The sequence below is a fragment of the Bradyrhizobium sp. 41S5 genome, from assembly GCF_011516665.3.
Lineage (GTDB): Bacteria > Pseudomonadota > Alphaproteobacteria > Rhizobiales > Xanthobacteraceae > Bradyrhizobium > Bradyrhizobium quebecense.
Genome location: NZ_CP083721.1, coordinates 4,725,827 through 4,752,062 on the forward strand (window position 1 = coordinate 4,725,827; position 26,236 = coordinate 4,752,062).

The following is a 26,236-nucleotide window of genomic DNA, read 5'->3' on the forward strand; positions in this document are numbered from 1 at the left end:
GCCGTCGCGTCGGTTGTCGTCCTGCCCGGCGGCACGATTCTGCCTGGCTGCCCCCTAAAGTAGGTAGGAGCCCGATCCAATGTTGATGCAGTAACGTCAGCCGCCGTTAGCCTTTCGGGCTGGGCTCCCGTGGAGCATCAGGAATCTGTCGATGAAAACTACTACTCAATTGCGCGCCGCAGTTAAGAGGCGCATTGCCCAGATCGAAGGTATGACACTAGTCGAGATTCAACGGGTCATGATGGACTGTATGTCCGAGCGGTCTGCTGGCAGGATGACGGCATGTGAGGGCAATGCGTTGCGCCACGCGCTGAACAAACGGGTCGGCATTCTCAGACGAGACCTTGTCGCGACGCGGGAGAGCTAGGGGAACATGTGCGCGCCTTTATCAGGCGGGAGCGTTAGAACTCTCAGTCGCCGGGTGGTTGCCAGAGGTGGGCCGGCGATGACGTAGTATGGGAACTTCCGAAGTTCCGGAGCTGGTCAAAAAGGATCACACGCCAAAAGTAAATTAACGCGTCCTTAGCAGATCGGGATCTTTTCGGGTTGGACTTAGGACAATTGCACTCAAACTAGGCCAAAATTCGTTGTTTGTTCTCGTCGGACTAGGTCGTGTGGACACTTACCGCATCCAAAGGACGATGGCTGCGAGAGTGACGACGGCGCGATAATTTCGGGCGGTCTTTTCGAAGCGGGTTGCGACGCGGCGGAACTGCTTGAGCTTTGAGAAGCAGCATTCGACGAGGTGACGCTGGGCATAGAGGTGCTTGTCCAGCGGGTATTTGAGTGCGCGTGACGGGTTGTTGGGGATGACGGCGAGCGCGCCCTTGGCGGCGATGGCTTGGCGCAAATGATCGGCGTCATAGGCCGTATCGGCCATGACGACCTCGGCAGGTAGTCCCTCGATCAATGCGGCAGCTTGCGGTGCATCGCCCTGCTGGCCTGCGGTCAGCGCGAACCGTACGGGACATCCCAAGCCACGAACGGCCATATGTATCTTGGTGCTCAGCCCCCCGCGCGAGCGGCCGATCGCCTGATCTTCAGACCCCCTTTTTTGGCGCCGGCGGCGTGCTGATGCGCCCGGACGATGGTGGAATCGACGATCAGATATTCGAAGTCCGGATCATCGGACATCGCCTCGAAGATCCGCCACCAGACGCCCTTGATGCTCCATCGACTGAAGCGCCGGAACACGCTGTTCCAATCCCCGAACGCCTCCGGGAGATCACGCCAGGGAGAGCCCGTGCGAACAATCCAAAGTACACCTTCCACGAACATCCGATTGTCGCGCCCAGTGGAGCCCTTCTGGTCGGGGCGACCTATGATCAGCGGCGCCATCCGCTCCCAAGCCGCGTCGCTCAATACCAAACGGTCCATCACACCCAAGACTGCCTCCCCAAAAGCAGTCTTGAATCTGATTTGCGCCTAAAAGGGAATCCTTAGAGTCCACACCACCTAGATCTCTCGATCTAGATTAACGGAAGCGAGGAGGCGAGAACGGACCTAGAACTCGTGAACGCTTCACGAACGGCCGCCAAGCCCGGATCGGGTCACAAGGCGATATCCCTGACGTTAGGTCGCATGTCTGGTTTGCCCCTGAGAGCGGGCGTCCCAGTCTATGATACGCGGTCTAGCTTCGCCGCGATCGCGTTGCGGATTGCCGGAAGGCGGTCAACGAACTGGGCGACCCCTGCGAGTTCGTCGCGGGCCGCCCTCACCTCCACCATCATCTCGGCGATAGCCGGGAGAAATCTGGACTTCTGTCGCCACCTGCGGCACGCCATCTCAACAGCGCCGAACGACGGATCCAGCGACATGACGTCATCGCGCATGAATTGGCCGAATGCGCTGGCGTGCTGGACGCCCCCGTTTGGAAATGCTTGCAGCAGTAGGCCGAGATAGGCAACTGCTCCTGCCTTGGGTATCGGTGCAAACGCCTGATCGAACGCAGCCCGGTTCTGTCGATGCTCCTCGATTGCTTGGTCAAGCTGTTCCAGAAGCCCTGCGCTCGGCTCCTCCGCCAACGCAGCGGCTTCGCGGGCTGCGGCAATTGCGCGCAGCGCCGGCTCGAGCCGCGAAAATGATGGTGGCGCCGGCGGCGAACCGCGGGGCTTCTCAACGAGATCGCGCATGGAAATCCTCCTCGGTAAGACCGCTCATCATGCCCTCGATCGCGGTTTCGACGCGGCTCGGCGCGGACCGCGCGCCTCCTCGATGTGACCGACGGTCATAATCGTTGCCCACCCACGTCCGCCATGCGGCATCCCAGTCGGCCATCAGGTTGCCCCTGCCGGTATGGAAGTTCTTGAACTTCTCTGCCTGGAACCGGATGTGGTCGTCGCTCCATCCGCGGTCGCGGGCATACTTCCATCCCGCTTCCAAAAGGGCCCAGTCTGGATTCAGTTTGGTCCGTCGCGAGGCTGTCTGCCGAGATTTTCGCTTTGGCAACTGCTCCTCGGTCGGAGGCTCATCGCCAAAGAAGCCTTGGGGGCTGACCATCTCGCGCCCGGCAACGGGCGCAAGATGTTCTTCCCCTTCTTCCTTTCTTGAGTTTTTTATTTCTTCTGTTTTGTGCTGGCCGTGTGCTGACGCTGTGCTGGGACCTTGCTGACGCTGTGCTGAGACGTTGTCGTCTACTGTGTCATCCGCTTGGTCGTCGCCCTGATAATGATCGTAGTTGCAAACGGTTATGACGGTGACCCCCTTGTCGGAGCGTGTGTTAATCATGCCCTCTCTCTCAAGTCGGCCCAGATAGCCCCTCACCGCTCCTACGCTCCATAGCCAGTTTTCCGCGAGAAAACGCAGCGATCCGGCGAGCTCGCCGCGATCGAGGTCGACGAAGAACTGTCCGAACCGGCGCTGCCGCGGCTTCCACGCCGCTTCCTTGATCATCCAGATGAAGACTTCCCGCTCCGACATCGCGGACGGTCTGAAAAACTCGTGCGCGTAAAGTGACCGAAAGAGCTTGATATAGCCTCGGGAACTCACCCCAAAGATCTCCGATCTGGGCATTGCGGCGGCGATGCGGTGGGCCCGTGCGGCCGCCCCTTGTCCCAGCCGTCATAATCTTATCTGGAATTTATTTCCAGTTTTTTATTGACACGTCTCTTTCTCTGGAATTATCTTCCAGATGCCACGGGAGACTTGTCTTGCAGATCACGACACCAAACGGCGATCCGGTTGCCCTCCAGGAGGGACAGCGCTGCCCTGTTAGCGGCTGCGACGGTACCGTCGTGCTGGTCCGCGAAGGCGACTGCGCCTGTCACATCGCGCCGCCCTGCCCCGCCTGCACTGAGGCTCATCTGGCTTGCGACGTCTGCGGCAAGGAGCGCCGGCCATGACGGAGCTCGCCTACGTAGGCACTGCCATTGCCTTCACCGGGGTCGGCTTTGTCGTCAGCGCGACCTTTTTCACTCGCCCCTATTGGGATGCGGTCCGCGACCGCGGCGACCTGTTGCTCGCCCTTTTCAATGCCGGGTCTTCACTGCAGGCGGCTGGCCGCGCCGAGGACGCCGCGAATGCGTTCAGGATCGCGAAGGCGGTCCAGGAGAGGTCCGCATGACCGACCTTTCGCACGATCCGGCCGCCATCATCGACGATCTTGCCTTCCGGGCCGGGTATCTCGAGCGGGCGCACATTCAGACCATTGAGCGGCTGAGAGCGCTTGCTGCGCGCGGTGGCGCTACGGCTGACGAATTGCGCCTGGCGATCGCCGGGCTCGCCATCGACACGCACAAGGGACTTGGCGCGCTCCAGGTCGGTGCGGCCGCGCGGATGGCCGCTCGTCACGCTGCGGCCACGCCGAAGGTGTGCGCGAAGATCCTGCAATTCCCGGTGCCTGCCGCTGAAGCAAAGCCGGAGGTCCTGCCGTCATGACGGAGAACCCAGCATACATCGTGCGCATTACGCCGGCGGCGTTCGAAACGGAGACCGTCAATCCTTGGCACGGTGTCGCCAAGATTGCCGAGCGTCTCGGCGTCAAGCCGATCGAGGCACGAGAGCAACCTGGCAGGCCGACCGTCATTGTGAGCGGCGCGGTGTCGGTTCCGCTGCATGGCGGAGCATGCGCTCCGTCCTATGACCTCTTCGAGCTCCTCGAAGCCCTGCTGGACCGCCTCGATCGAGTTGAACGAGGGGAGTCATGATCACGGCATCCCTCCCACCGACTTGGACCCGCCTGATCTTCGCGCCGGCGGCGGAACGCGCCGCGGCGACGCCGGAGGAGCGAGCCGCGTACGACAACTTCGTCAAGCGGCTGATGGCGAACCCCGAAGAATTTGGATTCCGGCACGAGACCCCCGAGGACGTGGCCGCCGATGACCGCCTCGACACCGCCCTCGCCGCCGAAAATCAGGATTGGGGATAGCCATGGCACATCCAGGAATGACCCGGTGCACGCCGGACACCTTCGACCTCGATCTCACGGGCGCCTTTGCTGTGATCCTTCGCGCCTACGGCATGACGTTCGAGGGGACCGTGGACGAAGTTGAAGCTCGCGCTTTCCAGATTCTGTGGAAGCCGGCCGAAGGCCGTCCGTATTCCCAGGTCAAACCGCGGCTGGCCACAGCGATCGCACTCGCGCGTCGCGACGGCCCCATCGACCTGAGCGCGGTGGCGGCATGACGCTGGAGCGCGCGGTCATTCTAATTCTGCTGGCCTTCGTAATTGCCCTGCTCGCCGGCGGCAACACGGTTGAGGGCTTCGGCATCGGGCTGCTCGTCGGCCTGGTGCTTGGCGCTCCCGTCGGCGCCGCCTTTGTCGCTGATCGTCCGAACAAGGAGCCGACCTCGTGATGAGTGCTGTGCGAACAATCGCGCGTGAGGTTGCGGCGTTCCTCGCGATCGCGGCGATGATCTTCGGCTGCATCGTCACGGCGGCGTCAGCGATGGGGGTTGGCCATGGCTGAGCAGGAACGGCGGGTCGAGCTTGATCCATCGGTGCTGACCCGGCTCGGCGCCAACATGGAGACCATCGGCCATGCATGGCAGGCCGATGTCGATGAATTGAACACGGCGCGCGATCAGATCCAGATGCTGAAGCGCGAGCTCGACCAGGCGGATGATCGCGCATCGAACCTTCTAGCTGAGCTCACCGCGAGCCGGTCCGAAGTTCGACAGTTACTCCAGCGCAATGCCTTCCTCGAGGCCCACACCCAGCGCCTGTTCGAGACAGCTCACAATGTCGGCGACAGCATGAAGTCGCTGGCCGAGTCTGCCGTCGATGTCGCGCGCCACGCGCCCGCGGGGGCGCCGATTGGCGCGGTACCGGTGCGCACCGACGGCACCACGGCGCCGCGGCCCACTGTGGTCGCAGCGCCGAACGGCCCGCTGGCACGGTCACGCAACCTCGACGACGTCCGCCGGGAGCCGAAACAGGCTGACCAAGATGACGACGGCACCGGCCTTCCGCCCGGCAAGCCTGAATTCCTCAGAACCCCGCTTCCCACCGTAGGTTTCGCATGACCGCTCAGGCAACACCACTCAAGATCCTTTCGCTCGATGTCGAGAACATGCTGCGTGTCCGCGCGGTTCGCATCAAGCCAGACGGGAACATCCTCGAACTCACCGGACGCAACCGCCAAGGAAAGAGCAGCGTCATCGACGCACTTTGGGCCGCGCTCGGCGGTGAGAAGATGATCCCAGCGGATCCCGTGCACGACGATGCCAAGATGGGCACGGTCATCGTCGATATCGGCGATGCCACTGGCCTGAAGTATCGCATCACCCGCCGGATCAAGAAGAAAGATGACGGCGACTGGTCGACCAGCCTCACGATAGAAAACGAGGACGGCTTCCGGTCAGATAAGCCGCAGCAAATCCTGAACACGTTGATCGGCGCCCTCAGCTGCGATCCCCTCGACTTCATCAACAAGAAGCCGAAAGAGCAGTTTGACCTTCTCAAGACCTTCGTTGCCGGCGTCGATTTCGAGGCCATCGCGAAGGCCAACGATACAGACTTCGACGAGCGGACGCGCGTCAACCGCGACGCAAAGGCGCTGCGGACGCGCGCTGATGCCATCGTCATCGACGAGACCGCGCCAACCGCGACGGTGGACGAAGCCGCATTGGTGCAGGAACTCGCCCAGGCCGCCGACAAGAACGGCGCCGTGCAGCGTTTCCGTGCGGCTCTAGCCGGGCGCAGGGCGCAGGCGGAACAGCACGACACCATGGCGGATGCCGCCCGGCGTCGGATCAGCGAACTCCGATCCGAGATCGCAAAGCTGACCGAGCAGGCCGACCTGGCCGAAACCGTGGCAAGCGAACTGCGCCTCGAGATCAGCGAGGCCGGTGATGAGCCGCCGTCCGTCGACACGAACGATCTGCAGACTCAGATCACGGCAGCGCGCGACATCAACGCCAAGGTGGCAGCGGCAGCCCGCGCTCGAACCGAGAAGGAACGCTTGGCCAGCGAGGCCGCGGACCTCGAGGCGAAGTCCGATGCACTGAGCAAGGCGATCGCCGCCCGCGAGACTGAGAAGCAGCAGGCGGTTGCGCGCGCCGAGATGCCGGTGCCAGGCTTGACGTTCGGCGACGGCGTCATCCTGCTGGATGGCCACCCGCTCGCACAGGCCAGCCAGGCACAGAAGCTCAGTCTCGCCGTCGCGATCGCGATGAAGCTGCAGCCGCGGCTCCGCTTCCTGACGACCAAGCATGCCGCGCTGCTGGATGACGAGTCCTGGGCGGCTCTCGCTCGGCTCGCCGACGAGCAGGATCTGCTCGTCATCGCCGAGACCGTCAATTCAAACCGGCCGACCGCAGTGGTGATCGAGGATGGTCACGTTCGCGGCGCGACCCAGCAAGCCGCGGAGTGATCGCCATGTTCGATAGCCTTCTCCGTTTCTTCCGCCCATCCCGCTCTTCGCCCTGGGATTCTGCTCCGCCCTGGGCGCTGCAACTGAAGCACATGCAGGAGCGAATTTTGACCAAAGAGGACCAGATCATGGCCATCGAAGACGATCTCGACAAATCCGTGTCCGCACTTGCGAGCGGTTACGTGAGTTTGAATACGGCAGTCCAAGCCGAACTCGCGTTCATCCGCGACGCCGCCTCGAAGCCGACCGTCGACGTCGCGCGCATCACCCAGTCGATCGCGAACATCGGCAACATCACATCGCAGATGGCGGTGTCCGCCGCGGCGCTCACCGCGTCGATTCCGGCCGCGACGACCGTTCCGACCCCGCCGGCTTCGACGCCCGTCGTCGACACGCCGCCCGACGTCACGCCGCCGGTCATCGATACGCCGGCTGTGACCGCCCCCGACGCGACGCCGCCGGGCGGCGGCTCGTCGGCCTGACCGGCGGACGGTTCCTCCCCAACTTGCCGCGCGGGTTTCATCTCGCGCGGCCCCTTTCAAGGCCATTCCTGATTGCGAGATTCCAGCGTGCCCCTCACCAAGGTCGAAATTCACGTCGAGACGAGGCCGTCAAATCGCGTCCTCAACCTACTCTGTCAGATCCTCTTTTGGGTGCTTCTGATCGGATCAATTGCGGTCTCGCGTCTATACCTCGGCGGCTCGTTTATCGTTGAGATGCTGGCCACGATCTTCGCGCTTGTCGTCCTGGTGCATATCGCCAAGAAGCATTCCGGCGCAGAGATCACGATGTCAGTCTCCGAAGTTGAGGCGTGGATCCGCGACGGAGCTCGGACCGACGTCAAGGAATGGATGGCAGCCAGGTCGGCGAAGGTCGTCGGGGGGCGGTCATGAGCGCTCTCGTTACGGCGCCGATCGGCGACAACGTGACCCGCTTCGAGCCAGGCATTCACTTCGGTGTGCCGGAGGATCAGTACCACGCGGACGAATCCCTCGGATCCACGAAGCTGAAAGAGCTCGTCATCGATCCGATTGAGTACCAGCACAGCCGCCTGCACGGCGCCGAGCAGAAAGAGACGTTCCAGCTGAAATGGGGCCGCGCGATCCACTGCCGCGCGCTCGAGGGAAAGCAGTTCCTGTGCGAGCGCTTCCCGATCGCTCCATCCCTGGCCGACTATTCCAATGCGCTCGTGACAATGGATCACCTGCGCGAGCACGCCAAGAAGCTCGGCCTGACCAAGGTCGGCAACACCAAGGCTTTGGTCGCCACCGCCATCCGCGAGTTTGATCAAACCATCCCGATCTGGGACGAGATCATGGCGCGGTTCGAAACCGAGCACGCCGGCAAGACCATCATTCCGCGGGAAGCTATCGAGCACATCGAGCGTGCCGTGCAGTGGATGCAGCGGGAGCCGAAGCTGGCGCCCGTCATGGAGGACGGCACCTTCACCGCCGGCGCGTCCGAAGTCTCTATCTTCTACGAAGAGAACGGCGTCCGGCTGAAAGCTCGTATCGACCACCTCCTCTCGCATGCCGTCGTCGACTTGAAATCCTTCCGACCGTTCTTGCAGGAGCGGCTACGGGAGGCGGCGAAGAAGGCGATCTCGCGCATGAGGTACGACCTTCAGGCCGCGGCGTATATCCGCGCGCTGAAGATCGCCGCTAAACTCTACGCCGAGGGCAAAGTTTACAATTGCCCTTACCCGCCTGAATTCCTCGAGTCCGTGTTTGCTGCTCTAGCCGTAGCCGAGCGCGATCCCCATTCGGTCGAGGCGCTGAAGTGGGTCTGGGTGCTGATCAAAGCATCCGGTGCGCCGCAACCGGTCGTCGCCGAATTCGACCTCGGCAGCATGATCTTCCGCCAAGCCGCTGTCGATATCGACGACGCCATCAAGAACTACCGCCTCTACGTCGATAAATTCGGACTTGACCAAGACTGGGTGCCGGAGCTCCCGGCCGAGGTCTGGGGCGATACCGATTTCCCGTCCTGGGCTTTCACCTGAACCACTGAGGACTGACGATGAATATGATTGTCGACGAGCGCGACCAAGAACGTCAAACGCTGCCCGCCGTCGTGGTGGAAAGCGCGATGCCGGCAATGCTGCGCGCCGAGATCGACGGCCAGATCGCTACCGCGAAGATGTATCCGCGGAACGTCTCGCGCGCGATCGGCAACATAAAGAGCCTGGCCACGCTCGACGAAGAGACTGCTGCCGAATCACTGTACGCGCTTGTTCGTAAGAAGAAGCAGCAGAGCCGGGCCGGCAACGACTCCGCGGACACAGCCAACGCGGCAATTGAAGGGCCGAGCATTCGGCTTGCGGAGATTGCCGCTCAATGCTGGGGCAACTGCCGGATCGAAGCTCACGTCGTCACGGTCAACAAAAAGGACAAGTACGTCGAGGCCGTCGGCACGTTCCACGACCTCGAGACCAACATGGCGTCGACCGCGACGGTCCGGCGCAGGATCTCGACGTCAACAGGCAACCTGTTCTCCGAAGACATGATTACCGTGACTGGGAACGCCGCCTGCTCGATCGCCAAACGTAATGCGATCCTCGCCGGCATCCCGCGCGGTGTCTATCGGCCTGCCTATCATGCCGCGCGCGAAGTCGTCGCCGGCACGACCGCGACGCTTTCCCAGAACAGAGACAAGGCCATCAAGGCATTCGCTACCTATGGCGTCACGCCAGATCAGATCTTCGAGGCTCTCGACGTCAACGGCGAGGCCGACATCAGGCTCGAGCACATCGCCACCCTGCGCGGCATGTTCATGTCGATCAAGAATGGCGAAGCCACCGTCGAAGAGATGTTTGCCAAGGAAAAACCGCCGCAGGCGGACCCCGACTATAACCCGCTGGTGAAGAAGGACGCCGGCGGCGCCGATCAACAGACCACGGGAGGCGCGAATGAAGTAGCCCAGACCGGGAATGCGGATCAGACGCGTCAGGCTGATGCGTCCGAGACCGAAAATCGATCTGCAGCTGCGCAGGAAGGCAGCCAGGCCGGTGAGAAGCCAGCCACGAAATCCGCCGCGGCGGAGGCAGCGCATCCATCTGGCCATGCGGCAGGACATCAACCTGCGGCCGGATCGGCCAGCGCGGCCACCACGGCGCAGACGTCGGCGACGCCAGCCCCCGCCGATGAAGGGACGAGCCAGGAGCGCACCGCCAGTGGCTCGTCCCAACCTGATTTGCTGTCCGGCCCAACCTCCGCCCAGGACGGCAAACCGCAGCCGAGTCTCCCCCAGGGCTCGGCGGCAGACGGAGCGGGCGCGACCCGTGGCAATGGCATCGCGTCCGCTCCCGATCAGCTTCGCTCCTACCACAAGGCTCTCGCCACCATCGAGAACGGCGGCCCGCCCAAACTCGGGAAGATGTCGCTCGCCTGGTACGAGAAGAACGGCAAGGACGCGGCGTTCGACGAGGCCAGCCACCCGAAGGCCAAGTCCATTCTTGCGGTTCATACCGAGCGCCTGACTGGCTCGATCGATGTCGCGGCCTGCAACAAGAAGGTCGAGGAGATCATCGCCCGATGACGATCCTCGATCGCCCGCCGCCGGACTGGAAGCGCCCGACGACGCCTTGCAGGGTCAAGCTGCAGGTGCTGATCAACCAGGGCGGCCGGAGCAAGATAAACAATGAGCGTCTCGGCACAGTCGACAACACTCATTTCGATCACCGGCCGGCGCTGGAGGCGCGGAAGTTCGACACGGAAAGGTGGGACACGATCCCGCCGGCGAACGATCCGGAGCACATCGACGCGATCACGCTCAAGCAGCACGACGTCCGGACCAACGGGCCCGGCGGCACGAAGCGCATCACGACGCGCGGCTCCGACACCGGCGAAAGAGCTCGGACGCGCAACATCGCGCGCAGCCACGCCGATCATCAGGACGTCATGACGGCAAAGATCACGGGGCAACCGCGGCCCGAGCCGAGCAAGCCAAAACGCAAACTCATGGGTCGGTCGTCGTTCCCGAAGCGCCAATCGAGGAAATTTGGATGAACTCTGCCACGCTAGAATTCCACACCGCAGCCGACATGACGGCGCACTACCGTGCGGTCCGCGCCCGGCTGCCAGTCGTCATTCCGCAGTGGCGTCGGGATCTGCTGGCCCTGCCCCAGCCTGGCGTCCTCATGCTGCCGGCGACGACCTCGTTCGCGACGGTCGAGGATATCGTCCCGTCGCAGTCCCATCGCGCTCCGGCTGAGGTAGCCAGGCTGAGTGCCGAGGCCGAGCGTGTCGCGGTCCGCCGATCCATTGCCCGGTATTTTGCCCTGCTCGGTCGGCTTTCGCGAACGGAACGTCGGATCGGCGTGGTGAAGCTGGCCGTCGGCCATGCTTTCAAGGTCAGCCAGGACGGCTTCACCCACCATTCTCGCCGGCACGGCGTTACCCGCATCCGACAGATCGCGATGTGTCTCGGGAAGATGCTGACGCCGACCAGCCACAACGAGATCGGCCGCTCGTTCGGCGGACGCGACCACACCACGGTGCTGCACGCCTACCGGAAGTTTCTGCCGCTGGTCACCGACGTCCTCGCGGAAATGTACGACGGCCAGTCCTGCCCGATCGAGGTCGAGCAATGATTGGCGACGACGGACACTTCACCGATCAGCCGATCGTGCCTGGCGCCGACGTCATCTATCGCCCAAAGGGTAATGCTGGCGAATACGCACCGCTGGCCACAAATCCCTACCGCGGATGCGGGCATGGATGCGCCTACTGCTACGTTCCGCCGGCAACGCACATCCCTCGGCCGACCTTCGATCAAGGCGCCGTGCCGCGGCCCGGGTTCATGCAGCGTCTTGAGCGCGACATCCGACGCTATCAGGCCGCGGGCATCTCCGACGGGCATCCCGCGGACCAGATCTTTATCACGTTCTCCAGCGACCCGTTCCACCGCGGTGACCTCTCACTGACGCGGCAGTCCATGCACGCCCTAAAGGAAGGTGGCATGGCATTCTGCACGCTGTCCAAAGGCGGCCGGCGCGCACTGCCTTTCCTGCCCGAATACCGGCGGGCCCGAGACGCCTACGCCTGCACGCTGACAACCCTCGACGACGCTTTCTCGCAGAAATGGGAGCGCAACGCGGCGCTGCCGGGAGAGCGGATCGCCGTCCTCGAGACATTTCACCAGGCCGGCATCTTCACTTGGGTCTCGCTTGAACCAACGCTCGATGCCGCGGCCTCGATCGCGATCGTGCGGGAGACCTATCGGTTTGTCGATCTCTACAAGATCGGCCGGGCCAATTACGTCCCCACCATCTCGAAGACGATCGATTGGGCTGCCTACACCCGCGATGTGACCCAGGCATGCCGCGAGCTCGGGGCGCGCCACTACGTCAAGCGCGACCTGCAAGCCTTCCTTCCACCCGACTACGACAACCCGCTGCGCGTGCCGCAGTATCACGGAGCCACGGCATGAAGCCCGAGTTCATTACCTTCACCGGGATCGACAATTGGACCGAGCTCCACGACATCCACGTGCTGGCGCTGAAATATCCCGTCGAATTCGGGATCTTGTGCAGCCCGACGCGTCAGGGGACCGATCCGCGCTATCCCGACGGTGACGCGCTGTCCCGGTTCATGTGGAGCAAGCTTCGCATGTCGGCGCACCTCTGCGGCGACTACAGCCGCCGCATCATGGCGGGCGAGTCAATCGTCGAAACCATCCAGGTCGATCTCGGGTATTTCGCTCGGATCCAGGTGAACCACGCCGACCCAGCCCCGGCGAAGATCATTCAGTTCCGCAGCGGCTGGGGCAATATGCGCGCGATCGCGCAGACTCGCGGGGACACCTTCCCAACCGACACCTCCGTGGACTGGCTGTTCGACCGCAGCGGTGGCACGGGCGCAGCTCCGACAGCCTGGCCGATGCATCCCGGCGGCGATCGGCTCGTCGGGTATGCCGGCGGCATCTCCCCGGACAACATCACCGGCGTCATGACGGTGCTCGAGCAGATGCCGGGTCGGTACTGGATCGACATGGAGAGCGGAGTTCGCACCGACGACCGGTTCGACATCGCGAAGTGCCGCGCGGTTTGCGAGGCGGTGTTCGGCAAATGAAGGACATTCCGGTCATTTTCAGCGGCGGCATGGTCAGGGCCATGCTCGACGACCTCAAGACGATGACGCGCCGGCTCGCGTACATGGAGCGCAAGACGCGGAAGCCGGCTCTCGGAGAGAGCCTGACCTATCTTGCCCGTTCGCCATGGCAGGACGTGAAGGTTGGTGACCGCCTCTGGGTGCGCGAGAGCTGGAAGCCGCATTCGCTTTATGCCGGCATGAGGCCCAAAGACATGCCGCAGGCGAAGGTGTTCTACCTCGCAGACCGAAAGTACGAGCCAAGCAACGTCCCCGGCATTCCGTCGATCCACATGCCGCGTTGGGCGTCACGCATCACGCTTATCGTAACCGCCACGAAGGTCGAGCCTCTGCAGAGCATCAGCGAAGATGATGCCCTCGCCGAGGGAGTCCAGAAGCGTGGCGAACGTGATTTTTGGGCCGGCGAGAACCGCGGCACCGACGCGATCACAGCCTTCTCCGCCCTTTGGTGGTCACTGCATGGCATCGGATCGTGGAACGCAAACCCCGAAGTCGTCGCCCTCACCTTCAAAGTCATCAAGGCCAACATCGACGCCCAGGAGGCACGCGCAGCATGACCGAAACCGCTCCAATCTGTTGCGGCGTCACCACCCGCCTGACGACCGGCAGTGAGATTTATCCTCACCGCCGCGACCTGCACTGGAAGCACTTCTACAAGTGCGATCGCTGTCAGAACTATTGCGGCTGCCATCCAGGCACCACGAAGAGCCTCGGCACGCCGGCAAACGCCGAAACGCGCGCGGCGCGGTCGAACCTGCACGACAACGTATTCGATCCGATCTGGAAGGGCGCAGTGACGTCCGGCCGATACGCGCCGGAGGATCACCAGGCCGAGAACCGGATCAAGAAGGCCGCCCGGTCGCGCCTCTACCGCTATCTCGCGCACCACCTCGGGGTTGATCGCAACGACTGCCACTTCGGCATGTTCACGCTGGAACAGTGCAAGCGCGCAACGGAGATCCTGACCGGGCTGACCTATCGAACAGTCCGCGATTGGCACTTCGCGCAGGTCAAGCAGAAGGGCGAAGCGGCATGAACGACAATTCCTTGCCACCGTGTCCGCTCTGCCATTGCACGAAGCTGAGCACGTTCCCGTACTTCTCGTCTCACGCCGGTCGGATCGACACGGTCCGCTGTAGTGAATGCCTCTGCGAGGCCAGCACCGCCGCTTGGAAGCAGCGGAAGCCGGCACCACCGGCGGCGTGGCTGCTCGTCGAGGCCCTGCGCGCGGAGGAAGGCCATAGCATCACGCTGTTCTGCGACAACCCGGATTTCAACATGGGGCCCGACAGCGCGGTCGAGGCCTGCGGCGACTACACCAACTGGAGCGATCGAAGATTCGAGGGCGACAACCTCACCGCGGCACTCATGGCCGCGTACCTCGCAAAAACCGGCGGGGCGGTTTCACCAGAGATCGCGGAAGCCCTGAAGAGGGAGTCTGCGCATGGCTGACGTCACCGGCCCCACCTCGTCCCTGCCGGGATCTCGCCACAACCTGCCCGAAGGCACGATGTGCGACCAGCATCCTGATCGGCTCGCGGTCGCGCGCGTGCAAGGCGAGACCGACTCCTTCGGCTGCGAGATGAACGATCTCTGCGAAGAGTGCCTGAAGGCAGAGCGCGACTATGCGCAATCGGCCGAGGCCCGGACCGGAACCTGCGACTGGTGCAAGGGGTCGGCGACCGACCTCGCGCCCATGCGCGACTACGAGGAAGGCATGGCTGGACCTGTCTACGAGGTCTGCGGCGCGTGCCGGAAGCGGCGCGAAGAACGCGACCGTGCAGAGCTCGATCGCCACGGCGATTACGACGACTACGACGATTAACCCGCAGATCCCCAGGAGGTGAACCAATGCGCAAGACCGTTAAAGCTGATCTCGTCATCATCGATCCCCAGAACGACTTCATGGACCAGAAAGGTGCCGCGCTGCCGGTCACTGGTGCTGTCGCCGATATGACCCGCGTCGCCGGCGTCGTGAAGCGGATCGGCCGGCGGCTGAATGACATCCACGTCACGCTGGACTCGCACCGCGTCATCGACGTCGCGCACCCCGCCTTTTGGCGCGGACAGGACGGCAAGCACCCTGCCCCGTTCACCATGATCACCCTTGCTGACATCAAGACCGGGATGTGGGAGCCGCGCAACCAGGCGTACAGGCAGCGCATGCTGGACTACACCGCAGCGCTCGATGCCGCCGGAAAGTTCATCCTGATGATCTGGCCGGAGCACTGCATCATTGGCAGTTGGGGCCACAACGTCGTCGACGTTCTCCGCGACGAGCTCGCGGCCTGGGAGCGCGACAACTTCGCAACGATCGATTTCGTCACCAAGGGCACCAACACCTTCACGGAACATTACGGGGCTCTGATGGCCGAGGTGCCGGATCCTGCGGACCCGTCGACGCAGTTGAACGGTGGCTTTCTCAGCGTGCTCCAGGATGCTGATGTCATCGGTATCGCGGGCGAGGCCTCCTCACACTGCGTCGCCACGACGATCCGCCAGATCGTCGACAACATCGGCGACGATCACCTCCGCAAGATCCACATCCTGACAGACTGCATGTCGCCGGTCCCGCAGACGCCGGGCGGTCCGGACTTCCCGGCGATCGCGCAGCAGTTCCTGAAGGACATGCAAGCGCGCGGGCTCGTCCTCACGACGTCCGACGCCTTCCTGGCCTGATCCCGAACATCACCCCGAATTCCTGAAAGGAGCCACAATGCCCCGTCTCGACGGATCTGACATCGAAACCCACAATCTCGGAGGCAACTTCTCGTTCACCGGCGCTCGCATCGAGGGCCTCGGCGCCACTGAGTACACCCTCGTCGACATCGAAGTAGACATGAGCGGCTCGGTCTCGTCGTTCCGGTCCGAACTGATCGACATGATCAAGGCCTCGGTCGAAGCCTGCCGGAAGTCACCCCGGTCGGAGAACCTACTGGTCCGCGTCGCTGCATTCAGCACCGCCTACACCGGCGGCATCAACGAGGTTCACGGCTTCATTCCGCTGTCCAGCATCGACCTCACCGCCTACGACCGGCTCTCCCCCGGCGGCGGCACGCCGCTTTTCGACGCCTGCTACGTCGGCGTCGGCGCTTCAAATGCCTATGCCAAGCTGCTGTTCGATCAGGAGTTCAACGCCAACGGCATCAGCTTCACGATCACTGATGGCGAGGACACTGGCGGGGCGGCATCGCCGGCAATGATCAAGGCTGAGATCGAGCGGGCCAAGAAGGACGAATTCCTCGAGAGCCACGTCAGCATCCTGATCGGCATCAACGCCGCCTCCTGCACCTCGGCGTTGAACCGGTTCCAAAAGGAGGCCGGCATAACCCGGTACATCGACGCCGGCGACGTCACCAAGGGCAAGCTGGCAAAGCTGGCGGCCTTCGTATCGCAGTCGGTTTCGAGCACGTCGCAGGCGCTTGGCACCGGCGGACCGAGCCAAGCGATCGCAGCCGCGATCTGAACCAGGCCGCCGCGGAGATCTCCCATGCGATTCACAGCAGACCATGCCTTCCATATCGGATCGCAGCATCTCCGCGGCGGCATGCCGTGCCAGGACTATGCCCTCTCTGCGGCTCCGGAGAGTGGTGCATACGCCATTGTTTGCGACGGCTGTTCCACCGGCGGTCACACTGATGTCGGCGCTCGGATTGTCGCGCATTCGACGGCCGTCTTCCTTGCCGACTATGCCGGATCGCGGGCACCGCTGCCGATCGACGCCGCCTGTTTCACGAACGACAAGAACGCTAGGCTCGACCTTGGGCTCTCCCAAGAAGACATGCTGGCGACGTGCCTGTATGCGAAGGCCTATCCCGAGTTGCCCGGAATCCACCTCCGCATGGTCGGAGACGGCGTCGTCGCCTACCGCTCGCAATCAGGCGCGATCTGGATGGCGCGGCTCGACTGGGCGAAGAACATGCCGCTCTATCGGGCCTATCTCGAAGACAGCAACATCTCGTTCTGCAAAGCCCATGCCGACTCTGATCCGGCGACAACGCTGACCTGTCATCGCCGCGATGGCCAAAGACAAATCGAGCATCGTGATTGGGACTTTGCCCACAGCCTGCGTCGATCCATCGGCGGCCAGGAATTTTACCTCAACTCCGAAGACACGGGCGGCCTGGTGGACGTCGCCGTCCTATCTGATGGCGTCACGCAGGTAGACGGCATGGATTGGCGCGACGTCGTCGCCGAACTGATGTCGTTCAAATCGACCGAGGGCGCCTTCGTGAAGCGGCGAATGCTGCGGTTCCTCAAGGACTGCCAGGCGCACGGCAAAGGCCCGCTTGACGATATCGCGATGGCCTGCATCCACATCGACCATGAGGCCGAGTGATGGGCGCGACCTATTTCCAAGATTTCACCCGCGACAACGGCTATCCCGTGACGGTCGAGTACGGCTATTCGCCGGGTAGCGACACCACCTACTCGCCGATGCACGGCGCCTGCGGCGGAGATGCCTGCGAGATCCAGATCGTCTCGTCGATGCCGAACACGCCGGCGTTCGAGCGATTCTGCGGGATCTACAACAACCTCCGTTGGAATAGACGGCCGACATGGCAGCGTCCTGCCATCTTGGTCGCTTCCGGCATCGTTCGGCTTTGGCGATGGGTCTGGGAGCTACGCGCCTGCCTATCCACCGCCGAGCGAGAACGCATGGAGGAGTGGCTCGCTGAGCATCACGTCTACGAGCCCTACGAGCCGGAGGACTGTTACTGATGGCGCGCAGAGGTACCATCAACGTCCACCTCGAGGGCCGCGGCGCCATGACGCTGCGCGAGACCGATTACATCGCCACGGGCGGCGAAGGCTCGATCTACCGGACCGGCCAAACCATCGTGAAGCTCTACACCGACGCCGACAAGATGGCGCGGGACGGCATGCCGGAGAAAGTGAAGGCGCTGGCCGGCCTGCAGCATGCGGGCATCGTCGCCCCGCAGGGGTTGGTGCTGGACGGCTCCCGGCAGCCGGTCGGCTTCTACATGCCGTTCGTCGACGGCGAGCCCATGTCCCGGGTGTTCGTCTCTGATTACCGGGTGAGGACCGGGTTCACGGATGGCGACGCCGTCGCGCTGACGCAATCCATGTTCGAGATCGTGGAATATGCCCATAGCAAGAAGGCGGTGCTAGTCGACGCCAACGAACTGAATTGGCTGGTAGGCTTCCGCAAGGGTGCGCCGGCGGCGGCCTCGGTGATCGACGTCGACTCCTGGGCGATCGGCCGCTGGGGCGCCTCGGTCATCATGCCCTCCATCCGGGACTGGCACGCCCTCGCCTTCGATGCGCAGACGGACTGGTTCGCCTGGGGAATTGTGGCGTTCCAGGTGTTCACCGGCATCCACCCCTACAAGGGCCGGATTGAGGGCTACAAGCCCGGCGATCTCGTGCGGCGGATGAAGGACAACGCCTCGGTCTTCGACAACCGGGCCAAGATGCCGCTGTCGGTCCGCGATTTTGCCTGCATTCCGGGCCCGCTGCTGGACTGGTTTCAGACCACGTTCCAACTGGGCAAGCGCGGCACGCCGCCGGCGCCGATGGCGAAGGGCAAGCCGGCGAAGGCGGCGCAGATCATGCGCGCCGTGACGACGGCAACCGCCGGCGCGCTGGTGTTCGAGAAGCTGTTCGGGCGCGCGGGCGATCCAGTCACCAGAGTTTGGTGGAACGGCGCCGCTCGGCTGAGCTCCGGCGATGTGATCGACCTCGCGACCGGCGGCGCGATCGCGCACCAGGTGCCGGCGGACGCCGAGGTGACCAAGGTCCCGGAGGGGTGGGTCATATCGATCCCGACCGCAAGCGAGATCCTGTTCGGGCACATCCCCTTTGAGATGGTCGGAGGCGTCGGCGGGCGCCGCTTCGCCGAGCAGCCGGTCCCGCTGCGACGCGTCTTCCGTGCCGGCGAGGTGCTGTTCGGCGTCACCGACCGCGAACTGATCGAACTCGAGCTCAACGATATCGGCGACCGGCCGCGAATGATCACGGATCGGCGCTGGAACATGCTGGTGGGCGCCACGACCTGGTTGGATGACGTTGCCGTCACCGACGCGCTCGGCAAGGCTTTCGTCGTAATGCCGCACTACAACGGCATCTCGCAGATCCGTGTGCCGGAGCTCGATGGCGGGACAATCGTTTCTGGCAAGGCTGGCGGCCGCTTCGCCGCCTTCGTGGTCATCAGCGGTCAAGGCAACTTCTACCGCATCGAACTGACCTTTGACCGGACCTTCACGACGTATCGCGCTTGGACCGGCCCGGCCGATAGCGCAGAGCTCAATATGGCCATCCTGACGCGCGGTGTCGCGGCCACCATCACCAACGACTTCGAGGTCACGATCTTCGTCCCGACGACCGGAGCGGTGAACAAGGTCCGCGACACTGGCGTCAGCACCGCCATGAAGCTGGCAGCATGGGGCGAGCGTATCGTCTACCTGATCGACGGCGCCGTTTGGCAGATGAGGATGGCGCCGTGAGTGAAACTGAATACGACCGTGAACGGTTCTGCAGTGACCCGTCATATCGCGACGGCGTCCGCGACAGCGTCGCTTTCATGACCGCTTCTGAGGAGCGAGAGAAGACGCGGCGAGCGAAGGAAAATTGGGCTCGGTGGGAAGAAATGCGCCGTACCCGTATGTTCGGCTGGGAGGGCGAAACTTGGGTTTGTTACTTTTGGCGCTCCGGTTGGGACCACCTTTCGTTTGGCCTCCATTTTTGCTTCGGGGGACCGAACATGGAGATCCATCTCCCGTTCGGCTTTCTGAGAATTGGCCGGCGGACTGATCGGCGCGAGCGCCAGGCGGTGAAGGAGGCGGCGGATGCATAGCGCGCCCCTCTTCGCGGGCATCGGCGGTCATCAGACGCCGCGGCGCGGCCGCACCGACAACTGGCTCACGCCGCCCTGGCTGCTGCGCATGCTCGGCGGCTGGGAAGCCTATGACTTGGATCCGAGCGCGATGGTTGACCAGCCGTGGCGGACCGCTCGCCGGCACTACACCGTCGCCGACAACGGGCTGCTCCTGCCTTGGGAAGGCGACGTCTGGCTCAACCCGCCATATCTGCGCGGGCTGCTCGGCCGCTTCATGGCGCGAATGGCGGCGCACGGCCGCGGCATCGCGTTGATCTTCGCCAGGACGGAGACATCGACATTCTTCCGTTACGTCTGGGAGCGCGCCACCGCGGTACTGTTCCCCCGCGGCCGGATCGACTTCTGCACGCCAGATGGCGGCACCGCCGGCGACTCCGGCGCGCCGTCGGTTCTGTGCGCCTACGGCGAGCGACATGCCGAGGTGCTGGCTTCCGTCGATCGCAACTTCGGCCAGTTCGTGCCGCTGCGCCTGCCTCGGAGCGTCGTTGTCCTCGCGCTGGCCAAAACCTGGCGCGACGCGATCACGGATTGGCTGCGCGCGCAGCGCGGTCCCGTCGCCCTCTCGGACATTTACCGCGCCTTCGCGTCTCACCCGAAGGCAGCGGCCAACCCGAATTACCAGGCCAAGATCCGGCAGGTGCTCCAGGAGGGCGCCGGCGTGCGGGTCGGCCGCGGACAATGGAGCGCAGCATGACCGAGCAAATCGTCATCCTCTATTCGGACGGTTCGTACAACGTCCTTGGGACGAAGCGCGACCGCGCGAGGATTCTGGCCGAAGCCCGGGATCAATGTGCCGACGCAAATCTCTACGAGAAAAACCCCACCCACCTTGCGCGTGTCGTGTTGGTCGAAGTCACGATCAAGCGCGACGTCCCCGATGACGAGAAATAGTGCCATGACCGAACTAAAGATCATGCCGGTCGAGCGCTGCGGGGCCGTTTCTCAGTGTATGGCGCAGCCTCAGTCGTACCGCAGCAGTATTCGGTTCGGGGAGCCGACGCCAAAGCGTGTTGCCGACCATGCGCTGCAGGCGCTCGAATCCGCGCGCAAGAAGGATGTTGAGATTCACGAGCGCAACGTCCCGGCGATCGAAAACAACAAGGCCGTCCGCGCCAGGATCGAGGAGTTCATGTCCGCGATCGGCATGCCCAACAAATTCTCGCAGCCGAATCCACGTAGTAGGCGCTACAGCCGCACGATCAGCATCGAAGCCGGATACCTTTCCGACATGACCCGCGAGGTTCCGATCGGTGACGGGTTTGAGCAAGCGATCGCCACGTATCAACGCCTGAAGACGGATTATGACCGGTTTGCGGCTGACGCGGCTTCCGCTGACAAGCGCTCCAAGGAAGAGGCGCAAGCTGCCGAGCAACGCAAGGCCGCTGAACGTCGGGCAACGATTGAACTTGCAAAAATCATCGTCCGCTATGGCCTCTCGGAGGATGTGGATTGGGATGGCGTCCTTGAGGCGCTGCGCGGTCGCGACAAGCGGCTCGACCTTGCGATCGCGATGGAAGACACGCGCGGCGACTGGTCTGCGGGATTCTACCGCGTCCAATATGCAATCGACCGTTACAAGCTCGAGACCGACCAGGACAAAGAAATCTTAGCGGACATCGTCCCGCTACTCGCCGATCAGGAAGATGGTCGGGTCTTCCGCGACACGGCATGGGGCTATGAAGCCCTCTACGGCACAATCGAAGATCAGCAACTCGTTAAGGACGCGCGTCTCGCGCGGCAACGGTGCATCCCATGACCATCATTCGCCCATGCGACCTCGAGACCACCGGTCTCGAGAACTCCGACGAAGTAGTCGAAATCGCCTACACCGATCTCGCGCAAGCCGGCGATATCTGGGGCCTTTCGGCGCGCAGCAAGCAGACGTTCATCCGCCCGGCCCGACCGATCCCGCCCGAGTCGTCGGGCATCCATCACATCACGGATGACGACGTTAAGGACGCGCCGTCATGGGCCGATGGCTGGCGCATGCTGATCGAGACGCCGAACGACAACGGCAAGATCATCTTTGCCGCGCATACCGCGCATTATGAGCGGCAGTACCTCGATCCCCTGATCCAGGCCGATTGGATATGCACCTGGAAGTGCAGCCTCCGGCAGTGGCCGGACTTCGCTAGCCACAAGCTTCAGGCCCTGCGCTACTTCCTGAACCTGCCTGTCGATCCCGACCGCGCATCGCCGCCGCACCGCGCCGCGCCGGACTCCTATGTCTGCGGCATGGTCGTGCTCGAACTGCTCGATCATCAAACAGTCGAGACCCTGCTCCAATGGTCCTCGGAGCCCGCGGTCTACACGAAATTCGACTTCGGCCAGTTCGACGGAAAGCCGCTGTCGGCCGCCGATGACGGCTACATGGATTGGCTCGCCAACAAAGACCACAAGATGGGCGAGGACTGGCGCTGGAACGCGCGCCGCGAGATCGAGCGGCGCTCGACCGCGAAGCGGAAGGAAGCGCTTGATCTGCTGCTGCCCGCGATCGCCGGCGCCGCCACGGTCGTCGATCTGGAGAACTGGTACCACGGCTCGGGCCCGTATTTGGCCAAGCACAGCATCCTGATCGGCTCGCCGGAATATGAGGCGCTGATCCAAGCCTGTGCGGAGCGGAAGAAGATGCTGGTCGAGGGCGGGCAGCCGCAGTTCGGGGCGGCTTCATGAATGCTGCCATCCACAATCCCGGCGGCAAGGTTCGGCTCAACCTGGCGGACGGCGTGCACGGTGACGTCATGTTCGCCGGCGTCAACGACTGCTATCGGCTGATCCTGACACGGAAATGGGTGAACCTGTTCACCGCTGGGACGCGGCTGCCGAACAATTTCATCCTCTGGATCGGGATGAACCCATCGGTCGCGGACGCCAACGTCGACGACCCCACCATGAATAAGGTGATCGACTTCTCCATGGAGTGGGGCTTCGACGGCCTGGCCATGATGAACGTCTGCGACTACCGGGCGACGAAGCCGGAGATGCTGCTCAAGCCCGGCATCGAGCCGCGCAGCAAGGGCAACCTGCCGCTGATCCGCGATACCGCAAAGCAAGCCGCCAAGATCGTCTGCGCGTGGGGAAACCTGCACCGGGATCTCGTGCATTTCGCGGTGGATGCCGAAGACGCTTTGCGTCGTGACGGACACGAAATGTGGTGTCTCGGTCTCAACAAAGGCGGCACGCCGAAACACCCGCTCTACGTCAGAGGCGACACGCCCCTCATTCGATTTAAGGAGATTCCGCTTTGACCGCAAATCGCATAACCGCGCCGGTCCACGCCACAATCGGTACCTATGCGGATGGCGCGGATGCCCAGTTAGATCTCGACAAGCTGGTCGGATCGCACCTCTGCATCCAGGGCAACAGCGGCGCCGGCAAGTCCGGGGCAATCCGCAAGCTGCTCGAGGCCACGCATGGGTTCGTGCAACACATCATCCTCGACGTCGAGGATGAATTCTACACCCTGCGCGAAAAGTTCGAGTACCTGATCGCCGGCGGCGACAACGGCGACTGCGAGGCGAGCGTGCACAACGCTGCGGCGCTGGCGCTGATGATCCTGAAGACCGGGTTCTCGGCGATCATCCAAATCAACAGTCTCCCGATCGACGGGCGGCGCGAGTTCATCGCGCAGTTCCTGGATGCTCTCATCGCGGCACCGAAGGATCTTTGGCACCCTGCCCTCGTCGTCTTGGACGAGGCCCAAATGTACGCGCCGCAGGTTGGCATCGTGGGAAGCTCGGCGGCCGTGACCTCGCTGATGACGCTGGGCCGCAAGCGCGGGTTCACCGGTGTGCTGGCGACCCCTCGGATCTCGAGCATCAACAAGGACGCCACCGGTCCCGTGAACAACTGGCTGATGGGCAGGATCGGGCAGCCGACGGACCGACGGTCGACCGCCGACGCACTCGGCTTCCGGGCCAATTCGGAAGAAGCGCGCGGACTCCTGAAGCTTCGGACGCGCCAGTTCTGGGCCTTCGGACCGGCGCTTTGCCTCGAGCCGACCCAGATGATGATCGGCGATGCCGCGACCACGGTCATCAAGGCTGGCCAGGCCGCCGTGCCGACACCGCCGGCGCCCGCGGCCATGCAGCGTATGCTGGCGCAGTTGAACGCCGCCGCGAAAGCCACAAAGACGGTCGATCCTGACACCGCCGATGCGCCAGTGCTGCGGGCCGAGATCACGCGATTGAAGTCCGAGTTGGCAGCAAAGGGAACGCAGCCGCCCGCAACCGGTGCCGCCCAAGAGGAGATCGACGCCGCGTATCAGGAAGGGCTGTGGGACGGTCTGAATCCCTTCCTCGACCTGTTCGAGGACTTCAAGGTGATCGGCGCAGGCGTGCAGAACTTGCTCACCAGGGTCGGAGAGGTTCAAGCAAAACACAAGAGCGCCGTGGAGCATGCTCCGCCGCACGCGCGGGAACTGCGCAATCACCGCTCTTTGCTGAAACCGGGCTCGCCACCGAAAGCCCCTCCTCGCGCGCCGGTGCGGCCGGCAGCGCCTCCACCATCGCCGGCGGCGAGCGGTGATGGCCCGATCGGCGGGGTCCAGCAGAAGATCCTCAACTCAGTCGCGGAAATGCAACGGTTGTGTCGGTTGGCGCCGCCTCGACAACTTGTCGCGTTGGTCGCCGGCTACAAAAACGTGAAGAGCACGGGCTTTGCAAAGGCATTGTCAGGGCTGTCAGCCGACGGGCTTGTTTCATATCCCGACACCGGAACGGTCGCTCTTACCGAAAAAGGTCTCAGCGCGGCCCGCCCACGGCCGGCCGCGATGACGACCGAAGAAGTCCAGGCACAGGTCATCGCCATTCTGGGCGAGACGGCTGGCAAGATCTTGGGCCATCTCATCACGGTCTATCCCGGCGTCATGGAGCGTGCGGCGCTGGCCGAGTGGTCCGGCTACCAGAATGTCAAGAGCACGGGCTTCGCCAAGGCGCTCTCTCGACTGTCGTCGCTCGGCTTCGTCTCGTATCCATCAACCGGCACGGCAAAGGCGGGGGAGATCCTTTTCCCATGAAGAGCGATCTCGTCGACATCGCCGCTGAATTGAAGGTCGAGACGCCGGCCGCGTTCAAGATCTTCGACGGCAAGACCACGGAATGGGTGCCGAAATCCCAGGTCGAGCGCAACGATGACGGGACATGGACGATGCCGGAGTGGCTTGCGAAGGAAAAGGGCTTCATCTGATGAACGTGCCGTACAGCCAGGAGCATCTGCTGGCCCGCGCCGAGACAATGGACCGCCATGCCGAGCGCTGGAAGGGAAACCCCGGCTATGCCGACACGCTTCGGATGGATGCGTGGGCGCTGCGCACCGCGGCGGCGCTTTTCTCTCCGGAGATCCAGGACTGGTTTGAGGGCACGCGGCTCGAGGCCGGCCACCAGGTCATCCGCTTTGCCGCCGAACATGATGCCGGCAAGACCGCGTTCGACTGGTTCTGGCTGGTCGGATACTTGGCCCAGAAGGCGGCCGCATCGGCGGTGGATGGCGACGTAGAAAAAGCCAAGCACCACACAATTTCGACTGGAGCGGCGCTATTGAATTGGCATCGCCACCTTTCTGGCGAACATCACAAGATGCGCCCCGGCATTGATGCGGCCGAGCGCGGACTGGAAGTGTCGACATGACGACGCGCGTGATCACGCCAAAGAACTATCTCACCGAGGACGAAGTCCTCGCGCAGTGGCCTATGCTGAAAGCCAGCGAGCTCCGAAAAGCCCGGAGGACAAAGGCCGTCGACTTCTATGCGTTCCGCGCGGGCCCCTGCTACACTGCCGAGCAGGTGCAGGCCTACATCGACAAAACATACCTCCGGAAAGGCGATCAATGCGAGACATCCAGCACCACGCCAGCGGTACCGGAGCAGGCAAGCCCACCGACGGCACCGAAGAGGCCTTCAGTCTCGATGGATGGTACCTCGACCGCCCGTACCCACAACGCGGCAATGGCGTCTATGCCTGCCGGTATGACGCCGGAACTGGCGTCGTCCGCCGCCGCTCTCTTAGAACAACAGATTGGGAGGTCGGAAAAGTCAGACTCGCGGCGCTCATACTCTCGGCGCCGGCCACCGCAGGGGCCACCGTCCCTAGCCCTGATCAGGTCATGACGACGGCTGCGCTCGCCAATTACATCAAGGGTCACGCCACCACGATCCGGTCAGAGTCGGATGCGATCCGGGCCGGCGAACTTGCCAAGCAATATTTGAACGACCAAGCCAAGTCGCCCATGGCGCCCGTTTCGTTCTGGACTCCGGCGCGCCAACTCGACTTCGCGAAATGGCTGCACACGAAGTTCGGTCATACGCCCGCGTCGATCGAGCGGCGGCTTGATGTGCTGTGCTCCGCCTTCAATGAAATGACCGAGGTTAAGCTGCGCAAAGATCCGTTCGACCAGGACGTCGAAACCGCGCTGATGACCCACGCGCCGAAGTTCGTTTACAAGCGCGACCGGATCGCG

At 63.3% G+C, this 26,236-nt stretch carries 38 protein-coding genes; 34 read left to right on the forward strand and 4 right to left on the reverse strand.

Going from position 1 to position 26,236, the window contains the following annotated elements; genetic code table 11:
- Positions 1 to 622 precede the first annotated feature (622 nt).
- From HAP47_RS22975 to HAP47_RS22985, 3 genes are all read right to left on the reverse strand, one after another.
- Positions 623 to 1,386 (reverse strand): IS5 family transposase gene (locus tag HAP47_RS22975; RefSeq protein WP_173637509.1). Its coding sequence is split into 2 segments (ribosomal slippage): positions 623 to 1,048 and positions 1,051 to 1,386, totalling 762 coding nucleotides; the frame shifts between segments, so codons are not numbered across the junction.
- Positions 1,387 to 1,616: 230 nt separating this feature from the next.
- Complete coding sequence (locus tag HAP47_RS22980; protein ID WP_173642652.1) at positions 1,617 to 2,024, reverse strand: hypothetical protein; 408 nt, start codon at positions 2,022 to 2,024, stop codon at positions 1,617 to 1,619.
- Positions 2,025 to 2,115: 91 nt separating this feature from the next.
- Positions 2,116 to 2,919, reverse strand: a complete 804-nt coding sequence (locus HAP47_RS22985; protein WP_173642651.1) for a hypothetical protein — start codon at positions 2,917 to 2,919, stop codon at positions 2,116 to 2,118.
- A gap of 418 nt (positions 2,920 to 3,337) precedes the next feature.
- Here HAP47_RS22985 and HAP47_RS22990 point away from each other — a divergent pair, with 418 nt between their 5' ends.
- The 34 genes from HAP47_RS22990 to HAP47_RS23155 all read left to right on the forward strand — a co-directional run bounded on the left by HAP47_RS22990 (position 3,338) and on the right by HAP47_RS23155 (position 25,407).
- Positions 3,338 to 3,562, forward strand: a complete 225-nt coding sequence (locus tag HAP47_RS22990; protein WP_173642650.1) for a hypothetical protein — start codon at positions 3,338 to 3,340, stop codon at positions 3,560 to 3,562.
- Positions 3,559 to 3,876, forward strand: a complete 318-nt coding sequence (locus HAP47_RS22995) for a hypothetical protein (RefSeq protein WP_173642649.1) — start codon at positions 3,559 to 3,561, stop codon at positions 3,874 to 3,876. Before HAP47_RS22990 ends, HAP47_RS22995 begins: the two co-directional genes overlap by 4 nt.
- Positions 3,873 to 4,145, forward strand: a complete 273-nt coding sequence (locus HAP47_RS23000) for a hypothetical protein (protein ID WP_173642648.1) — start codon at positions 3,873 to 3,875, stop codon at positions 4,143 to 4,145. Before HAP47_RS22995 ends, HAP47_RS23000 begins: the two co-directional genes overlap by 4 nt.
- Positions 4,142 to 4,366 carry a hypothetical protein gene (locus HAP47_RS23005; protein WP_173642647.1) on the forward strand — a complete coding sequence of 75 codons (225 nt, stop codon included), beginning with the start codon at positions 4,142 to 4,144 and terminating at the stop codon, positions 4,364 to 4,366. Before HAP47_RS23000 ends, HAP47_RS23005 begins: the two co-directional genes overlap by 4 nt.
- Before the next feature lie 17 nt (positions 4,367 to 4,383).
- On the forward strand, positions 4,384 to 4,623 hold the full coding sequence (locus tag HAP47_RS23010) for a hypothetical protein (protein ID WP_173642646.1): 240 nt from the start codon (positions 4,384 to 4,386) through the stop codon (positions 4,621 to 4,623).
- Complete coding sequence (locus tag HAP47_RS23015) at positions 4,620 to 4,793, forward strand: hypothetical protein (RefSeq protein WP_173642645.1); 174 nt, start codon at positions 4,620 to 4,622, stop codon at positions 4,791 to 4,793. The genes HAP47_RS23010 and HAP47_RS23015 overlap by 4 nt, the downstream gene beginning before the upstream one ends.
- A 105-nt stretch (positions 4,794 to 4,898) precedes the next feature.
- Entirely contained in the window at positions 4,899 to 5,462 is a 564-nt protein-coding gene (locus HAP47_RS23020) for a hypothetical protein (RefSeq protein ID WP_173642644.1), read from the forward strand.
- Complete coding sequence (locus tag HAP47_RS23025; protein WP_173642643.1) at positions 5,459 to 6,811, forward strand: ATP-binding protein; 1,353 nt, start codon at positions 5,459 to 5,461, stop codon at positions 6,809 to 6,811. Before HAP47_RS23020 ends, HAP47_RS23025 begins: the two co-directional genes overlap by 4 nt.
- A gap of 5 nt (positions 6,812 to 6,816) precedes the next feature.
- Positions 6,817 to 7,293 carry a hypothetical protein gene (locus HAP47_RS23030; RefSeq protein WP_173642642.1) on the forward strand — a complete coding sequence of 159 codons (477 nt, stop codon included), beginning with the start codon at positions 6,817 to 6,819 and terminating at the stop codon, positions 7,291 to 7,293.
- An 87-nt stretch (positions 7,294 to 7,380) separates the two neighbouring features.
- Complete coding sequence (locus tag HAP47_RS23035; protein ID WP_173642641.1) at positions 7,381 to 7,704, forward strand: hypothetical protein; 324 nt, start codon at positions 7,381 to 7,383, stop codon at positions 7,702 to 7,704.
- The gene (locus HAP47_RS23040; protein ID WP_173642640.1) at positions 7,659 to 8,813 is read left to right on the forward strand and encodes a PD-(D/E)XK nuclease-like domain-containing protein; all 1,155 of its coding nucleotides are present in this window, start codon (positions 7,659 to 7,661) and stop codon (positions 8,811 to 8,813) included. Before HAP47_RS23035 ends, HAP47_RS23040 begins: the two co-directional genes overlap by 46 nt.
- A gap of 17 nt (positions 8,814 to 8,830) precedes the next feature.
- Complete coding sequence (locus tag HAP47_RS23045) at positions 8,831 to 10,348, forward strand: hypothetical protein (protein ID WP_173642639.1); 1,518 nt, start codon at positions 8,831 to 8,833, stop codon at positions 10,346 to 10,348.
- Positions 10,345 to 10,818 (forward strand): hypothetical protein, encoded by a 474-nt coding sequence (locus HAP47_RS23050; protein WP_173642638.1) that lies wholly within the window; start codon positions 10,345 to 10,347, stop codon positions 10,816 to 10,818. Before HAP47_RS23045 ends, HAP47_RS23050 begins: the two co-directional genes overlap by 4 nt.
- A gap of 131 nt (positions 10,819 to 10,949) precedes the next feature.
- Positions 10,950 to 11,402: a helix-turn-helix domain-containing protein gene (locus HAP47_RS23055; RefSeq protein ID WP_231168997.1), complete on the forward strand. Its 453-nt coding sequence runs from the start codon at positions 10,950 to 10,952 to the stop codon at positions 11,400 to 11,402.
- Positions 11,399 to 12,241 (forward strand): radical SAM protein, encoded by an 843-nt coding sequence (locus HAP47_RS23060; RefSeq protein WP_173642636.1) that lies wholly within the window; start codon positions 11,399 to 11,401, stop codon positions 12,239 to 12,241. Before HAP47_RS23055 ends, HAP47_RS23060 begins: the two co-directional genes overlap by 4 nt.
- On the forward strand, positions 12,238 to 12,882 hold the full coding sequence (locus tag HAP47_RS23065; RefSeq protein WP_173642635.1) for a phosphoribosylanthranilate isomerase: 645 nt from the start codon (positions 12,238 to 12,240) through the stop codon (positions 12,880 to 12,882). The genes HAP47_RS23060 and HAP47_RS23065 overlap by 4 nt, the downstream gene beginning before the upstream one ends.
- The gene (locus HAP47_RS23070) at positions 12,879 to 13,478 is read left to right on the forward strand and encodes a hypothetical protein (protein WP_173642634.1); all 600 of its coding nucleotides are present in this window, start codon (positions 12,879 to 12,881) and stop codon (positions 13,476 to 13,478) included. The genes HAP47_RS23065 and HAP47_RS23070 overlap by 4 nt, the downstream gene beginning before the upstream one ends.
- Positions 13,475 to 13,957: a zinc-finger-containing protein gene (locus HAP47_RS23075; protein ID WP_173642633.1), complete on the forward strand. Its 483-nt coding sequence runs from the start codon at positions 13,475 to 13,477 to the stop codon at positions 13,955 to 13,957. The genes HAP47_RS23070 and HAP47_RS23075 overlap by 4 nt, the downstream gene beginning before the upstream one ends.
- Complete coding sequence (locus tag HAP47_RS23080) at positions 13,954 to 14,373, forward strand: hypothetical protein (RefSeq protein ID WP_173642632.1); 420 nt, start codon at positions 13,954 to 13,956, stop codon at positions 14,371 to 14,373. The genes HAP47_RS23075 and HAP47_RS23080 overlap by 4 nt, the downstream gene beginning before the upstream one ends.
- Positions 14,366 to 14,746, forward strand: a complete 381-nt coding sequence (locus HAP47_RS23085; RefSeq protein ID WP_173642631.1) for a hypothetical protein — start codon at positions 14,366 to 14,368, stop codon at positions 14,744 to 14,746. Before HAP47_RS23080 ends, HAP47_RS23085 begins: the two co-directional genes overlap by 8 nt.
- Positions 14,747 to 14,772: 26 nt before the next feature.
- Entirely contained in the window at positions 14,773 to 15,600 is an 828-nt protein-coding gene (locus HAP47_RS23090) for a hypothetical protein (protein ID WP_173642630.1), read from the forward strand.
- 37 nt (positions 15,601 to 15,637) lie between these two features.
- A complete protein-coding gene (locus HAP47_RS23095; RefSeq protein ID WP_173642629.1) occupies positions 15,638 to 16,387 on the forward strand; it encodes a hypothetical protein in 750 nt (249 codons plus the stop codon).
- A gap of 24 nt (positions 16,388 to 16,411) precedes the next feature.
- The gene (locus tag HAP47_RS23100) at positions 16,412 to 17,260 is read left to right on the forward strand and encodes a protein phosphatase 2C domain-containing protein (RefSeq protein ID WP_173642628.1); all 849 of its coding nucleotides are present in this window, start codon (positions 16,412 to 16,414) and stop codon (positions 17,258 to 17,260) included.
- Positions 17,260 to 17,643, forward strand: coding sequence for a hypothetical protein (locus HAP47_RS23105; protein WP_173642627.1), 384 nt, complete (start codon positions 17,260 to 17,262; stop codon positions 17,641 to 17,643). Before HAP47_RS23100 ends, HAP47_RS23105 begins: the two co-directional genes overlap by 1 nt.
- Positions 17,643 to 19,388: a hypothetical protein gene (locus HAP47_RS23110; protein WP_173642626.1), complete on the forward strand. Its 1,746-nt coding sequence runs from the start codon at positions 17,643 to 17,645 to the stop codon at positions 19,386 to 19,388. Before HAP47_RS23105 ends, HAP47_RS23110 begins: the two co-directional genes overlap by 1 nt.
- A complete protein-coding gene (locus HAP47_RS23115; RefSeq protein ID WP_173642625.1) occupies positions 19,385 to 19,738 on the forward strand; it encodes a hypothetical protein in 354 nt (117 codons plus the stop codon). Before HAP47_RS23110 ends, HAP47_RS23115 begins: the two co-directional genes overlap by 4 nt.
- Entirely contained in the window at positions 19,731 to 20,474 is a 744-nt protein-coding gene (locus HAP47_RS23120) for a DNA N-6-adenine-methyltransferase (RefSeq protein ID WP_173642624.1), read from the forward strand. Before HAP47_RS23115 ends, HAP47_RS23120 begins: the two co-directional genes overlap by 8 nt.
- The gene (locus tag HAP47_RS23125; RefSeq protein WP_173642623.1) at positions 20,471 to 20,671 is read left to right on the forward strand and encodes a hypothetical protein; all 201 of its coding nucleotides are present in this window, start codon (positions 20,471 to 20,473) and stop codon (positions 20,669 to 20,671) included. The genes HAP47_RS23120 and HAP47_RS23125 overlap by 4 nt, the downstream gene beginning before the upstream one ends.
- A 4-nt stretch (positions 20,672 to 20,675) precedes the next feature.
- Positions 20,676 to 21,536 (forward strand): hypothetical protein, encoded by an 861-nt coding sequence (locus tag HAP47_RS23130; RefSeq protein WP_173642622.1) that lies wholly within the window; start codon positions 20,676 to 20,678, stop codon positions 21,534 to 21,536.
- Positions 21,533 to 22,453 carry an exonuclease domain-containing protein gene (locus HAP47_RS23135; protein ID WP_173642621.1) on the forward strand — a complete coding sequence of 307 codons (921 nt, stop codon included), beginning with the start codon at positions 21,533 to 21,535 and terminating at the stop codon, positions 22,451 to 22,453. Before HAP47_RS23130 ends, HAP47_RS23135 begins: the two co-directional genes overlap by 4 nt.
- Before the next feature lie 68 nt (positions 22,454 to 22,521).
- Entirely contained in the window at positions 22,522 to 23,028 is a 507-nt protein-coding gene (locus tag HAP47_RS23140) for a DUF1643 domain-containing protein (RefSeq protein WP_173642620.1), read from the forward strand.
- Positions 23,025 to 24,797, forward strand: a complete 1,773-nt coding sequence (locus HAP47_RS23145) for a helicase HerA domain-containing protein (RefSeq protein WP_173642619.1) — start codon at positions 23,025 to 23,027, stop codon at positions 24,795 to 24,797. Before HAP47_RS23140 ends, HAP47_RS23145 begins: the two co-directional genes overlap by 4 nt.
- On the forward strand, positions 24,794 to 24,967 hold the full coding sequence (locus tag HAP47_RS23150) for a hypothetical protein (protein ID WP_173642618.1): 174 nt from the start codon (positions 24,794 to 24,796) through the stop codon (positions 24,965 to 24,967). The genes HAP47_RS23145 and HAP47_RS23150 overlap by 4 nt, the downstream gene beginning before the upstream one ends.
- On the forward strand, positions 24,922 to 25,407 hold the full coding sequence (locus HAP47_RS23155; RefSeq protein WP_173642617.1) for a hypothetical protein: 486 nt from the start codon (positions 24,922 to 24,924) through the stop codon (positions 25,405 to 25,407). Before HAP47_RS23150 ends, HAP47_RS23155 begins: the two co-directional genes overlap by 46 nt.
- Positions 25,408 to 25,936: 529 nt before the next feature.
- On the opposite strand, the gene HAP47_RS23160 is transcribed toward HAP47_RS23155, so the two are convergent.
- Positions 25,937 to 26,200 carry a hypothetical protein gene (locus HAP47_RS23160; RefSeq protein ID WP_173642616.1) on the reverse strand — a complete coding sequence of 88 codons (264 nt, stop codon included), beginning with the start codon at positions 26,198 to 26,200 and terminating at the stop codon, positions 25,937 to 25,939.
- Between the last annotated feature and the right edge of the window lie 36 nt (positions 26,201 to 26,236).